The following is a 14,829-nucleotide window of genomic DNA, read 5'->3' on the forward strand; positions in this document are numbered from 1 at the left end:
CTGAAGGTGGATGGGGGATACGAAACCTATTGCTTTGTCAGGGCGAATACGCTGTTTATAGAACCAACCAGAGAGCGTCCTTACTAATATTATTTGCCCAATCAGAAAAAGGAACAGGTGAGACAATACTTGGGGAAATACCTACACTCTAATAATTTTGGCATGTTCTTAATATCAAATAGGAATATCTGTGAAAATGAGTCCGCGTAAGCGGACTCATTCTTTTTATGAGGATTCTGGAGGATTTTATAGGATTACTAGAGGACGATTTGCCCCGAAAGTGGCTCAACCATGATAAAATGAAAAGCCGGGGGTCTGGTTTCACCACCGAGGGACGATCGCGCGAGGCTAAACTCATGCAAAAACTCACCGAACTCACGCAATTTTGGCACAACAGAAATGCCAGATTTCGGCGTTCTATAAAAATTATCTTTGCGTTGGGTTTGCTGGGGGTGACGGTGCGATCGCTTCCCTATCTCGCTCCAATTCGGGCGTCAGACATTGCCCAGACGGAACAAGCCATCACCTTTACAGACCGCAACGCCCTGCGGTTGGGCACCATTCTCACGCAGAACCAAGACCGCACCGCAGTCGTGCCACTCGATCGCGTTTCCCCCCACTTTATCCAGGCGATTATCGCCGCCGAAGACAAGCGATACGACCAAAATGGTGCTTTAGACGGGCAAGCGATCGCCCGGGCTATCCTGGAAGCCCTGCAAGCGGGAGAAATCGTCTCCGGGGCTTCCACCATTACCATGCAACTGGCGCGGATGCTGGAACCGGCCCCGCGCACCTTGCCCAATAAAGTGCGAGAAGTATGGATGGCTTGGCGACTGGTTGCCGGGATGAACAAAGCGGAAATCCTGCATGCTTATATCAACCGCTTGCCGATGGGGGGGAATGTTTACGGCGTGGAAGCCGCATCTCGCACTTATTTCGGGTTGCCCGCCTCGGAACTCACCCTCGCTCACGCCAGCCTCCTGGCTGCGATTCCCAACGATCCGAACCAGTATAACCCCAATTACAACTGGCGATCGCTGAAAAATCGGCAGCGATACGTGCTACAGCGCATGGTAGAAGACGGCTACATCACCGCCACCCAAGCCGATCGCGCCCATGCAGAGGAAATCCAACTGTTACTGCCCGATCGCGGCATTCTCGCCGCCCCGCACTTTCTCTTTTGGCTTGCCAACCAACTCCCCGACGATATATCTCACCTGCAAACTACCCTCGATCGCCCCTTGCAGGAATTCGTGCAAGCGCAGGTGCAGCATGTGGTGAGCGCCCTTGCCCCCTATAACGTGCATCACGCCGCCGCCTTAGTCATCCACAACCCCACCGGGGAAGTGTTAGCCTATGTCGGTTCTCCCAACTACTTCGCCGACGCGCAACTGGGGCGCAACGATGGGGTGCAAGCCTTGCGCCAACCGGGTTCGACCCTGAAGCCATTTTTATACCAACTCGCCTTAGAAAAAAACGCAGTCGCACCCCACACCATTTTAGCCGACGTTCCCACCTATTATGCCATTCCCGGTGCCAAACTATACAGTCCCGTAGATTTCAGCGAAAAATTCTTAGGTCCGGTGCGGGTGCGGGTGGCGCTTGCCAATTCGCTCAACGTGCCTGCGGTGCGGGTGTTAGAGCGCGTGGGCGTGGCGACTTTTCTCTTGCGCCTGCAGGAGCTAGGGTTCCACAGTCTCACTGAATCGCCGGAACATTACGGATTGGGATTAGCCCTCGGTAGCGGCGAAGTGAGCTTGTGGGAATTGGCGCGGGCGTATGTGACGATCGCCCGTCAAGGGGAGAGGATTGCGCTTTCCGTCACCGACGGCGGGAAAGAAGGGGAAATCCCCTCCCCCGATTCTCCGCACTCTCTCGCCTCTCCCGCCGATTGGGCGCTGATTACCGATATGTTGAGCGATCGCCACGCCCGCGCCCAAGCGTTTGGCGTAGATTCGGTGCTGAGTTTGCCCTTTCCCGCCGCCGTGAAAACCGGAACCTCTTCGGATTTTCGCGATACCTGGACCGTGGGATTTACGCGGGATTATACCGTCGCCACTTGGGTGGGAAATTTTAGCGGCGATCGCATGAAAAAAGTCTCCGGCGTGCGAGGTGCGGCCCCCCTGTGGAATCGCATCATGTTACACCTGCACCAAGACAGGGAACCCGCCGCCTTTCCTCCCCCGGAAAACATGGTGCAACGTCCGATTTGTGCGACAACTGGATTAAAACCCACGGAGGAGTGTTCCTCTGTGGTGTTGGAATACTTCGCCCCGGAAGATTTAACCGCCTACAACCAGGAGGCGGAATTTACCTTATCCGATGATTATAATGAATGGTTATCCCGACATAATCCGCCCAATTTTGCCAGCGACGCCCTAAAAATTGTCGTTCCGCAAAATGACGATTATTTTATTCGCGATCGCACCCAAGATAACCCCCGCTTGCAATTAAAATTGGCCGCCATCCCGGAAACCCCGGTGGAATGGTGGATTGTGGGGCGTCAGGGGAAACAACGCCTTGCGATTACCGAGTCTAGCGATTCGATATTTTGGCCGTTAACGGTGGGCGAATGGACGTTGGAAGTGAAAAGTGGAAACCGCAGCGATCGCGTTACCTTTCAAGTGCAACCCACCGAGTCTCTCCCCGCCCGTCGAGGATTTTCTGCGATCGAAGAATCTACCAATACCGAATCGCCATAGCTTATATATAGCGGTTCTCATATTGGCCATCAAATTGGCGATAAACGGATGTTAGCCTGGGAAAAGCCACCCACGAACAGCAATTAAATTGCTGTCATGGGTAAGGGGCAAAATTGAGATTTGAATTAATTCAAACTGCCCAACTCTGCTTTATCCAGTTTAGCTATATTGGTGTCAGGTGTGAAGCGAAAATCGTGGTTGTGTTTGTCATTTCTTCAGTTAAGAAGGTTGACGGATTCCATCGACTAGAGAAACCCTGCCATTTTTGGATTGCTTGTCCCTTCGGTAGACAATTCAGCGGGATTAAGCGCTGCTTTTGGTCAACAGGGAAAGGGATTTCGAGGTACTGAGGTTCTTGCTATTTGGCGCTTTTTCCGCCTCTACCGAGGAGGGCATTTCTTGCCAGCAGTTGGTGCAGAACCAGTAAGATCCACCTTTTCGGAAATGGCGCAACAAAGAGTTATTACAGCAAGGACATTGGTTGATTTTCATACTCATTTTCCTCCGGATTCGAGCTGGGATGGTCACGAGGCGATCGCCATTGGATTTTTGACGTAACCGTTGCGATTCATGCTAGACGCCAAAACTTTTTGGTAAGCGGCTTCGTATCCATCTACCATTTTAGCAATACTAAAATGATTTTGCACGAGATTTCGGCAAATTTGCCGATTTAATTGTTCTGCAGTAGGGATAGCCGCAATCATCTCCTCAATGCTGTTACAGATAATCCCGGTTTTGCGATCGAGGATAATTTCGGGAACTGCCCCTAAATTCATGGCAATCACTGGGGTGCCGGTACACATCGACTCGATCGTGACCAAACCGAAAGGTTCCCTCCAGGTGATGGGGAACAGAGTAGCCACCGCATTACCCAGGAGTTCCACCTTTTCTTGGTGGGTGGTTTCTCCGAGATATTCGATTTGCTCGCCGTCGATGAGGGGGGCGATTTCTCGGTCGTAGAACTTGCGATCCACCGGGTCTACTTTGCCAGCAATTTTCAAGTGCCAGCCGGTTTGTTTGGCGATCGCGATCGCATGTTGGATGCCTTTTTCCGGGGACAGTCGGCCTAAAAAGGCCAAATACGGCGGATCCTGTGGCTTCTCCACGAAGGGATAGGCATCGATAGAGATCCCATTATAAACCGTGCGAATGTAATTGAGTTCCGGGCCTCCTTCCCGTTGCGAGTTGCTAATGCTGATATATCCGAGATTGCGATACTGCTGATATAACAGGCGCGCCTCGGCGGTAAAATTCCCATGCAGGGTGTGAACTACACCGCACTTCATCAAATCCGAAAATTGCAGCGCTAGGTATCCATTGTGGAAATGAACCAGATCGAACTCTGAGGCCATTTCCGCCACCCGGCGCAGTTGCAGCATCTCGTAAACCCCCGGCTCTTTCACCGTGGGTTCGAGGCGTAAAGCCCGAGGTACCACAGATTCTAGCTTGGCGCGGGTTTGAGAATCCCCGGAGGCAAACAACGTCACTTCGTGACCGCGACGCACTAATTCCTCCGTTAAATGGCTCACAACCAGTTCGATGCCACCATAACCCGGGGGTGGCACGCGCTCGGCTAACGGTGCAACTTGAGCGATCCGCATGTATTTTCTCCTAATGTGTAAAGTAAGTAAGTAACAGTCAATAATCGAGCGTAACTTTTGGTAGAAAAGCATCTACCTATGGGAAGAGTTTAGGGCATAACCCCACTCAGTTGCCTATTTTTCCGCAGCATTGCCGATGCTGGTGTTGGCGAAATCGCACTCAGCAAGGTTTAGCTGCCATTTTACCGCTTCTGTGGTTTTCCATCTGAAGATTATCTCCAATCTTCCACCTCTGGCTAGTCGTATTAACCGTACCTCTGGCCATTCTCCCACCTCCGTGGCTTTTCCCGCCGTTATTTCGAGGCTTTTTCTTGCCTAGAATCTGCCTTGCTATGAGGCAAACCGAGAAGTTAGTTCTAGGTTGAACTGTCTTGCGAACCTGGGTTTAGCGGTGTAAAAGTCGGTTTTTTGGCTTTATAATTGCAAGGTTAATTAGTAAAGCCGATTCAGGTAAAAAGGATTTTTTATTGGCAGTGACAAAGTAAATCGGCAGACATGATTCGGTAAACCCTACCCCCAGAGTGATGCTTTTTGGTCTTTACTGCTGCGATTGGAGGAGTTTAGTATATGAGACTACCAATGTTTGAGGAGATTGGGGGGGTGGAAGAAAAAAAGAGGCAAAAAAAAGAGACGCGCGAGCGCCTCTTGCCTCCAGAAGGAATACTCATTCCGAATTGTTGATTGCGTCAGGAATGATTAACGCCTCAGCCCGTTTTCTAATTGAGCCGTTTTCACCCGCAGTTCTAAATTTCTCGAACCCCGTTGAACTTGGACGCGCAACGTTTGATTGACGCCGCTATTTTCTACTATATCCTGCAAGCGATCGGCAGTGGTTACGGGAATGCCATTCACCGACAAAATGATATCGCCGCGACGAATTCCCGCTCGTTCTGCCGGTGTATTGGACATGACGCGCATCACCAAAACGCCATTTACTTCTGGCAGCACAATGGTAGAATTGCGGTCTTCATTGTTCTGTCGGGCTAATTCTGGCGTCAGGGTAATCATCTGAATGCCTACATAGGGATGAGGCACTTGTTCGCCCCGCGCCAACACATCGGTGAGCGCTTTTGCCTTATTAATTGGAATGGCAAATCCGATGCCTCTAGCGTCGGGACGAATGGCGGTATTGATACCAATCACCTCGCCATTTTCGTTCAATAGCGGTCCGCCGGAATTGCCTGGATTAATGGCTGCATCCGTTTGCAGGAAATCCAGCCGTTTGTCGGGGACGCCCACTTGCGAGGAAGAGCGTTCTAAGGTGCTGATAATTCCCAATGTTACCGTGTTATCTAATCCGAGAGGATTGCCCACTGCGATCGCCCAATCTCCCACTCGCACTTGCGACGAATCTCCCAAAGCAGCCACCGGTAACTGTTCTCCGGGATCGTTAATTTTCACCACCGCCAAATCCGTCACCTCATCGGTTCCGCGCACTTCCCCCTCAAAGGTGCGTCCATCTTTCAGCGTCACCGTCACTTTATCCGCGCGACTCACCACATGAGCGTTGGTCAGAATCAAACCGTTGCTATCGATAATAAAACCCGAACCCTGACCCCGCAACAATTCTTCCCGAGGGGCAGGGATCGCGTTCGGACCGAAGAAATCCCGCAAAAAGGGATCCTGAAAAAATGGATCCGCGCGACGGCTAATCGTTCGTTCCGTATCCAGGCGCACCACCGCAGGTCCGATCGTTTCCACCGCCGCCGTAACGAAACTACCCCCGCGACGCAGGGTTTGCTTCGGTTGTAGCGCCAAGGTATCGGTGGGAGTGGGCATCGCGTCATCCCCCCCCGTGGGGGTGGCTTGGGCGTATAATCCGCTCAGGGGATGGAATGCCAGCAGCAGTGACAATAGCAGGCTAACAAAAGCGCGATTCATCTGGCGCAACCCACGAGAAATATTGGAACCATGCATAGTTTTTAAGCGTTTGTCAGTAGATTTTCAGGCAAACCACAGTCGCGATCGCGACAAGGTTTCGCCCTATTCTTATTCCAGCCTAATCTAACTCGGCTCTAGGCTCAATCCAACTGCGGATCGGTTCTCCTGAACTCGTATCGAATTGGCCAAAAAACCCCCTTTCGGAGAAATTTTACCCCCATCATGCCCTTTTCCCGCCCAGAGGCGATCGCCCCTCACCGCCCGCCGCAGTCACTCGGCAATTCCTTTCGCAAACTAAACCCCGGCGATTTTGCTGCTAAATCCTTTACAATTTATTCAAGAATTTTTTCCAAAAAAATGCCCAACTTCCCTTGACAAATCTGCCAATCTTATAGAGGATAATAAAGATGGCAAACATTTAACCCCGAAAAGTCGATCGCAAGCCACGCCATTTTTTATCAAACCGCTTTGGCAGGCACATAATCGAGAATTGGGTGCATCCCGCCAATCCGATTCTGCCGAAAGGCTTCCCTTCATCACCCTGGGAAAAATCAACAGGCTTGCAAGTTTTATTTCATCGGGGCAAAAATCTATGACAAGGGGGTAATGCTAGCAAGCGTTGATGAACGCCGCCGGGGGAGCGATCGCAACTTCAATCCGAGCAAATGCGTTGTCCGTGCCTTTCCCCGTTACTGCTGCTATTGAGGCTGAGAAATCTTGAGCAATTACGTTTGGCAATTGAAGCGCAGTTTATCCAGACAACTCCTCACGGGATTTGGCATTTCCCTGATCGCCGTGGGATTCACCACACTATGGCTGAATTATCGTTCGATTCATTCTGACTTAGAGCAGCAGGTTCAGAAACGCGCCGAATCGATTGCCCAAGGGCTAGAATTTGCCACAGAAGGCGCGATCGCAGTTGAAAATAACATTCAATTACAACAGATCGTGCAGAATTATGCCACCCTTCCCGCATTAGTGGAAATTGCCATTGTCAGTGCAGATGGAAAAATCATCGCCAGTAGTTCCACAATCGAACGAGAAGGGTTTTACTTTGCTTTGAAACCGGAACTCACACCAGCCCTGGCGCAAGCCTCGAGAAGCGGGGAAAAAACCCATCAGGAATTAAGATGGAGAAATCGAAGCGTTTTCGTGCAAATATTGCCCTTTACCCGGGTATTGTTCGATGAAACCGGGCGGCGGGCATTGGCGATCGCGATTCTGGATCTCGAGCGCATGCAGCAAGACGCCTGGGCCACCTTTTTCCAGTCTACCGTCACCCTAGTTGCTGGCATATTCCTCATTTTACTCTGCATGGGGTGGTTCATCCAAAAAACCATTCTTCATCCCTTAAAATGCCTGCATAAAGCAGCGCTCGACAGCCAAAATACGGGGAGATTTGCCATGCCTCCGGCGATGCCTGCCAATGAAATAAAATTTCTAGCCAGGACCTTCGAGACCATATTCAAACAACTAGAAACCCACGAACAACTGCACCGGGAAGTAGAACAGCGCAAGCAAATCGAGGCTGCATTGCGCGAAAGCGAAACCCGAGAACGGGAAAAATCCCAGGAACTCCAAAAAACCATTCAAGAACTGCAACAAACCCAAGCCCAACTGATTCAAACCGAGAAAATGTCCAGCTTGGGACGGATGGTGGCGGGGGTAGCCCACGAAATCAACAATCCAGCCTGTTTTATTTACGGCAATCTCGCTCATGCCAGTCAGTATTTTGAAGACTTGCTCGAATTAGTTTTCCTCTATCAGCGAACCTATCCCGAAGCCACGCCAGAAATTCAAGCGGCGACGGATGAAATTGACTTAGAGTTTTTAGTCAATGACGTTCACAAACTGTTAGCCTCGATGAAAGTAGGCACGGAAAGAATTCGCGATATTGTGCTATCCCTGCGAAATTTTTCCCGCTTGGAAGAAGCAGAACTGAAGTGGGTAGACATTCACGAAGGGATAAAAAGTACCCTACTTATTTTGCACAACCGACTGGACTCGCAAAGCGAAATGGAGCGCAAAAAACCGCCGATTGAGGTCATCGAAGACTATGACGATATTCCGCCAGTGTTGTGCTATGCCGGATTGCTCAATCAAGTATTTTTGAATATTATCGGTAATGCGATCGATGCCCTAGAAGACAAGCAAAAGCGGGAACGAGAAGAAAATACCGAGAATTTCTCACCCTGCATTCACATTCGCACGGAACTGTTAAGGAGAGATTCCCCCCAAGGAAAATCCTATCGCATCAGCCGCCATCAGGCCAGTGCGCTGGATGAGGAAAGTCGATCGCGAGTGGCGATTTATATTAAAGACAATGGAAAGGGAATCTCCGAGAAGATAAGCTCGAAGATATTCGATCCATTTTTTACCACCAAACCCGTAGGAAAGGGAACGGGTTTGGGACTGTCAATTAGCTATCAAATTGTGGTGGAGAAACATGGGGGAGAATTAAAATGCATTTCAGCGCCGGGAGAAGGCACCGAATTTATTATCGAACTGCCGATTGAGTAAAGGGAGGCGTGAAACTTCCGAGATTATCGAGACTTTTCCGAAACTAGGGAGGCGATCGCTGAATTAAACCCTAGAGCGCTGCAATGGGATAACCTGTAGATACCCATTTTCCATCGCCATTCCTATCCGCTATTGGCAAACTTAGGTGCTACACTAATCCCTTTGAGCGACATTAAAACAACAATCCCAAACCCTCTCCTTTGCCAATGCCAGCGAAAGCAAACGGTAAAGGAGACACAACTCAGTCAACAAAGGAAGCAGTTATGGCACCGATCGTCCAAAAATACGGGGGAACCTCCGTAGGTTCAGTAGAACGCATTCAAGCCGTAGCGCAGCGAGTTCGCAAAACCTGCAAAAGCGGAAACGGCGTAGTCGTGGTGGTTTCGGCGATGGGCAAAACCACCGACTCCCTGGTGAAACTCGCCAAAGACATTTCCCCCAATCCATCCCGACGGGAAATGGACATGTTGCTGTCTACCGGCGAGCAAGTGTCCATTGCCCTATTAAGCATGGCATTGCAAGAACTCGGGCAACCGGCGATTTCCATGACCGGCGCGCAAGTCGGCATTGTCACCGAAGCGGAATACAGCCGCGCCCGGATTTTGCGAATCGAAACCGATCGCATCAAACAACAGTTAAACCAAGGCAAAGTCGTAGTCGTTGCCGGATTCCAAGGCATTACCAGCCGAGAAAACCTAGAAATCACCACCTTGGGGCGCGGCGGTTCCGACACCTCAGCCGTCGCCCTCGCGGCAGCCCTGGAGGCCGATCGCTGCGAAATCTACACCGACGTCCCAGGAATTTTAACCACCGATCCCCGTCTGGTTCCCGATGCCCGACTGATGAGCGCAATCACCTGCGATGAAATGCTAGAACTCGCCAGTTTGGGTGCGAAAGTCCTGCATCCGCGTGCGGTAGAAATTGCGCGCAACTATGGCGTTCCCCTAGTCGTTCTTTCCAGTTGGACCGAGGACCCGGGCACCAAAGTCACCTCCGCCACCCCCACCCCCCGGCCCCTGGAAGGGTTGGAACTGATCCATCCGGTAGATGCGGTAGAATACGATCGCGATCAAGCCAAAGTCGCCCTCTTGCGGGTGCCCGATCGCCCCGGAGTCGCCGCGCGCTTATTTGGCGAAATCGGCCACCAAGAACTCAACGTGGATTTGATCATCCAATCCATTCACGAAGGCAATACCAACGATATTGCCTTTACCGTAGGGAAAAACTGCCTGGTTCGCGCCGAAGCCGTCGCCGCCGCGATCGCCCCGACCCTTCGCACCCACCCAGAAAGCGCACCGGAAGAAGCCGAAGTGATGGTCGATCGCGAGATTGCCAAAGTCAGCATTGCCGGTGCGGGCATGATCGGGCGTCCAGGTGTGGCGGCGAAAATGTTCTCTGCCCTTGCCGAAGCGAGAATTAACATTCTGATGATTTCCACCTCCGAGGTGAAGGTGAGCTGTGTGGTGAATGCAGAAGATTGCGATCGCGCGATCGCCATCTTATGCCAAACCTTTGAAGTCAGTTCTTCCCCAGTGGAGGGCAACGCGGTAGGGATTTACACCGCTGCCGATCCCCAAGCCCCGCCGGTGCGCGGCGTGGCATTGGATACCAACCAAGCTCGGATCGCGATTCGTCACATTCCCGATCGCCCCGGCATGGCGGCCAAACTCTTCAGCCTATTGGCCGAAAAAAATATTAGCGTGGATATGATTATCCAATCTCAGCGCTGTCGCATCCTCAATGGCATTCCCACCCGGGATATTGCCTTTACCATCGCCCTCAGCGACGCCCCTGATGCCCGCAAAGTCCTTACCCCCGTGGCCGCAGAATGGGGATTTGGTGAGATTCTCGTGGATGAGGCGATCGCGAAAGTCAGCATCGTCGGCGCAGGCATGGTCAACCAACCCGGGGTCGCCGCTCAGATGTTTGACGCCCTGGCAAAAGAGCAAATCAACATCCTTTCCGTCGCTACCTCGGAAATTAAAGTTAGCTGCGTGGTCGAGCAGTCTGAAGGGAGCAAAGCTTTGCAAGCGATTCATGCCGCCTTTAATCTGGCCGAAATCTCCTCGGTAGAAGTGACGGCATGAGTAACGTGGTGCGTTCGCCATCGGCGAACGCTTTTTCACCCTGGTGGTTTATTCTTGTTCTTTGTCCGCCTGTTCCGGGATTAAGTAAATTTCCTTCAACTGTTCGAGAGTGAAATCAAACGCCGCGATCGGTTTGCGGAAAAAGGTGGGAATTGTCAGCACTTTTTCGGGACGACGAGTATTTGGCTCTTGTAAGAGTTCTTCGATGACCTTGAGATATTCTCTGCCGGTGGAGTGCCAGGTGTAGTCTTTCAGCACCAACTTTTGACAGCGCGATCGCAAGTCTTTCCAGCGATTCTTATCGCCAATGAGCTCTTCGAGTCCTCGGGCAATATCTTGCGGATCCTCGGGATCCACCAGGATGGCATATTCCTGATGTTCGGTTTTCAGAATTTCCTTAAGACCGCTCTTTTCCGTCACCACCAAGGGCAATCCCGCCGCCGCTGCTTCTAACGGCGCAAGGCCAAACGGTTCGAATAAAGACGTCAGGGCAAATACCGATTGACGCTGGGCAAGCAACCGATAGCAAGCCGCCAAAGCGGGTTGATCGGGCAGGGAAAAGGCGCTAATCTTGCCCCACAAGTTCTTTTCTTTCACCACTTTGCGGATCGGCATTAACACCCGTTCCGTTTCGTCGTCCGGGGTTTCTTCCTGGAGGGGATTCTCCAAACCGCTGGTAATCAGCACCAAATTTGCTTGTTTTTGCAGGGTTTCGCTACAGGCAAATGCATCCACCAACCCTTGCAGGTTTTTCTTGGGCGCAAGCCGGCTCGATGCTAAGATGACTGGCAACTCGAGCCGGTCTTCGTCTAGGTCTCGTTTCATGCGATCGCGCACGATCTGCTGCGTTTTCTCTTCCGACGGGCAAGTGACTTTGGCACTGAAGGTGTTGGCATCTACCCCGGGTGCGATAATCGAAAACCGCTTGTCCTCTTTGACATTGACGGCACCGCGATAGGCATAATGGCTGTATTGCTCGAAGCGTTCCCCTTCGGTACTGGTAATGTTCACCGCAGACCGATTCATGCTCAGGCGTTCTGCCACCAGGCGACGGGCAAAGCGGAAGTGTCTGTCCATGCCTTCGATATTCTCCGGCGCAACTTCCAGTTTGTCCATTTTTTGGGCACCCAGGGAATGTCCGGTGAAGGTAAAGGGAATCCCGGTTGCCGCTTCGAGCAAAACGCCGCACAGCCCCCCGTCGCCGTAGTGCGCGGTGAAGGCATGGGGAAAGCCTCCTTCGGCTTGGTACAATTCCATGACATTGGGCACCCAATCTTTAACCAGATGCCGCCAGAGGGATTCTTTTCGCAGAAAGTGTTTCGGTCCTGCCGGTAAGCGGATGATGCGGACGTTTTCTACGTTGGGATAGGAATCGAATTTGTCGGCAAATTGGGGCCATTCGGAGTCGATAATCTGCCGCGTGAGTATATCGACTTTGTGCCCTTGCTCTGCCATCGCGATCGCCACATATTTGACGTAAACTAACTGGCCCCCAAAGTCCGGATGTTCGGTTAGGTGACTGTCGTGGGGATCGAAATTCCCCTGGGGATTAAGAAATGCAATGTGCATGATGAAATTCTAATTTTTTCGTAGTACGTCTGCCTCAAGTTTATCGGCTCTCGCAGTTCTGTTGCCACGATCGCCGGAAAACTGTAGGTAAAGTTTTTTTCTGAGGCCCTAAGACGGGGGCAATATCTACTCCCCCCCCATTCAGTCTGCCCAAATCTGGTGTTGCCTATCGCGGTTGCTTCCCTGCCTTTTTTCCCTATCTGCGATCGCAACCCTTCTCAGGACACCCGCCCCTCAAGCGCAAATTTCGGGCTTTTTATTTTCTGTGGCTTCTCTTACAATTCTAAAATCTGATGATTCTCCTCTTTTGTGATGTCCCCTAGACTTTTAGACTGATAAAAAGGGCTGTTTGTGATGCTCAGTCCTGTCAGTTGCTACTCTAGAAGTTGAATTCACCCATCGGATTATGAATCAAACTGTGGAAAATATTCGTGCCCTTGATGAAGAACTGTCGAAACGGCATATCGATTTGGATCCGGGCGGCTATTTCATTATCTATCTCGATCGCGATGCCAGTTTAATTTGTGCTAAGCATTTCAGTAACGAAATTAACGATCGCGGTTTGGCGGTAGACCCGGAAACGGGCAAACCTATCCCCGCACGCGCAAAGGTGGAACGCACTCCGGAAACGGTTTACACCGCCAGAAGCGCCAAGGAGCTGTGCGTCAAAATTTTTGAAGGCACTCAACCCTCCCCGGTAACGATGCTCGATCATGCGGCTTATCTCGGGCGGGAATTTATCCGCGCTGAAATGGCTCTGGTTAATGGCGAGGACTACGTTCAGGATTAATCCCTCTCGGGTACGATTTCCTGCTTCCTTTATCATTTAATTTGCATTTTCGGCAGAGTCTCTGTGGCTGTGTTTGGACTCCATCTTTCCCGGTTGACCCGCCTCCCGGGGCAAGAGCCTCAAAATGGGCGTTCTCCTTACTGAAACCTCCTTTTATAAGGCGGTGGGAAGAACGATCGCACCCTGATGTTCAGCGTTAATTTCCGGTGGATGAGGCGCGGGTTTGACTGCGATCGCATGGAAAATCTTTATCCTAGATTTGGGGGATAGTATGCAAATTAAATGTTTTTTGCGGCAGAGGCGAGGCCATCGGTTCTGAGTGCTTCTCCCCAGGGGGCGCACTGCGGTGCGCCCACCCGTAGCGGATTGGCAATGGTTCCCTGGGCAATTCGGTTACTGCAAAAAGCCTCCTTGATAAAAATAATAGGTGGCCATTGGAATAACGGTTGCCAACACTAACAACACCACGACCACCACTGTGGCATTTTGGGTGTCGGTTTCTTCCGCCGTGGCAAAGGTGCGTTCCACATTTAGGGTATCTTCCTCTGTGGGCGGACCGGGATCTGGCTTTCCAGATAAGACGGCGATCGCGCGATCGCTGGCATCGGAAAGGGCTTGATTGTACTTATCCCCCTCCCTTAACGGCACTTGCAAGGTGTCTTGGGCGATGCTTTGCGCGATTTCATCGTTGAGAATCGTTTTGACTTGCTCCCCGGTGTGAATGGCTGAATTATTCGTCAGGGTATCGAGTACCAACACCGTTTGATTCTCCCCCGCTTCCGCCGTGGGAAACCATTTCTCAAACAGCTTGTCGGTGAAGCTTTCTGCCGTTTCTCCATAGTCTAACCGCCGAATGGTGACGAAGCGAACTTCGTTCCCAGTTTCTTGGGCTAGATTTTCCAAGGCTTTGCCGATTTTATTTTCCGTCAGGGGGCTGAGAACCTCGGCATCGTCAATCACCCAGGTGCGATCGCCCGGGTTCAGATTCGGCATTTGATAAACCCCAGTGGCTCCCACCGGTGCCGCCACCACCAGCATCCCCACAATCAGCGCGATCGTCGCAATTATCAGGCGATCGAATAACTCTCCCGCCCGCTTCATCTTCAATTTGAAAACTTGTCTCATAAATCTGTCCCAATGCCAAAAGTCTTTTTATGAAGCCTCCCCCACCTGAATTGCGCCCGGTGGGGGTGTCACAATGCGCGCCCTGGAACTGCGGGAGTCCACAGGTCACACAGACAGGCCCAGCTTCTAGGCGAACGTCCAGAACGTTTGCTGGAGTTGCCTCACGGTCATTTCTGCGCGTGAGCTTAAGAATGCCTCTGGCAGCTATTAGCGCGCCATTCAGGTCGCCGTTATCGCGCTTGCCAGAGCTAAATTTTGCTAGTCCATAGTTCTTTGGGTCACGCTTTACCTTCCCAGAACTGTCATCACCTAGCTTAAAAGTGTATGCCGCAACCACATCGAGCACTTTGCCGTCAACACGAAGCCACTTCATCGAAAATTAGGGGTTGGTAAGGGGGGCAAATGGAAACCCCTGTCATTTATGTATGGGGAGGAATTCGCCCCCCCTTACATAAACAGCACTCCGACAGGACTTCGTTTTTTTAGAAAGTACAAGGCTCCATTTCCCGGTGTACGACTGCTTAAAATTGAAACCCCTACCGCCTTGGATTTAC

Annotated in this window: 9 protein-coding genes; 5 read left to right on the forward strand and 4 right to left on the reverse strand. The window is 51.5% G+C overall.

Going from position 1 to position 14,829, the window contains the following annotated elements:
• Nucleotides 1–356 precede the first annotated feature (356 nt).
• Entirely contained in the window at nt 357–2,702 is a 2,346-nt protein-coding gene (gene pbpC, locus AC0QH1_RS17435; protein WP_324632526.1) for a penicillin-binding protein 1C, read from the forward strand.
• A gap of 524 nt (nt 2,703–3,226) precedes the next feature.
• Here the strand turns inward: pbpC and AC0QH1_RS17440 are convergent.
• Together AC0QH1_RS17440 and AC0QH1_RS17445 are read right to left on the reverse strand one after the other, a co-directional pair.
• Nucleotides 3,227–4,303: a glycosyltransferase family 4 protein gene (locus AC0QH1_RS17440; protein WP_324632516.1), complete on the reverse strand. Its 1,077-nt coding sequence runs from the start codon at nt 4,301–4,303 to the stop codon at nt 3,227–3,229.
• Nucleotides 4,304–4,999: 696 nt separating this feature from the next.
• A complete protein-coding gene (locus AC0QH1_RS17445) occupies nt 5,000–6,220 on the reverse strand; it encodes an HhoA/HhoB/HtrA family serine endopeptidase (RefSeq protein ID WP_324632517.1) in 1,221 nt (406 codons plus the stop codon).
• A gap of 274 nt (nt 6,221–6,494) precedes the next feature.
• On the opposite strand from AC0QH1_RS17445, the gene AC0QH1_RS17450 reads away from it, so the two are divergent.
• The 3 genes from AC0QH1_RS17450 (at nt 6,495) to AC0QH1_RS17460 (ending at nt 10,791) form a co-directional block, all read left to right on the forward strand.
• Nucleotides 6,495–6,791: a hypothetical protein gene (locus AC0QH1_RS17450; protein ID WP_324632519.1), complete on the forward strand. Its 297-nt coding sequence runs from the start codon at nt 6,495–6,497 to the stop codon at nt 6,789–6,791.
• Between the two features lie 110 nt (nt 6,792–6,901).
• Nucleotides 6,902–8,704 carry a sensor histidine kinase gene (locus tag AC0QH1_RS17455; protein WP_324632520.1) on the forward strand — a complete coding sequence of 601 codons (1,803 nt, stop codon included), beginning with the start codon at nt 6,902–6,904 and terminating at the stop codon, nt 8,702–8,704.
• A 263-nt stretch (nt 8,705–8,967) separates the two neighbouring features.
• The gene (locus AC0QH1_RS17460; RefSeq protein WP_324632522.1) at nt 8,968–10,791 is read left to right on the forward strand and encodes an aspartate kinase; all 1,824 of its coding nucleotides are present in this window, start codon (nt 8,968–8,970) and stop codon (nt 10,789–10,791) included.
• 48 nt (nt 10,792–10,839) lie between these two features.
• Here AC0QH1_RS17460 and AC0QH1_RS17465 read toward each other — a convergent pair whose 3' ends face one another.
• Nucleotides 10,840–12,360 (reverse strand): glycosyltransferase, encoded by a 1,521-nt coding sequence (locus AC0QH1_RS17465; RefSeq protein ID WP_324632523.1) that lies wholly within the window; start codon nt 12,358–12,360, stop codon nt 10,840–10,842.
• 406 nt (nt 12,361–12,766) lie between these two features.
• Between AC0QH1_RS17465 and AC0QH1_RS17470 the strand changes: the two genes are divergently transcribed.
• Entirely contained in the window at nt 12,767–13,150 is a 384-nt protein-coding gene (locus AC0QH1_RS17470) for a DUF4346 domain-containing protein (protein ID WP_324632524.1), read from the forward strand.
• 393 nt (nt 13,151–13,543) lie between these two features.
• Here AC0QH1_RS17470 and psb32 read toward each other — a convergent pair whose 3' ends face one another.
• The gene (gene psb32, locus AC0QH1_RS17475; RefSeq protein ID WP_324632525.1) at nt 13,544–14,275 is read right to left on the reverse strand and encodes a photosystem II repair protein Psb32; all 732 of its coding nucleotides are present in this window, start codon (nt 14,273–14,275) and stop codon (nt 13,544–13,546) included.
• Nucleotides 14,276–14,829 lie beyond the last annotated feature (554 nt).

Source organism: Phormidium sp. CCY1219 (assembly GCF_055795085.1).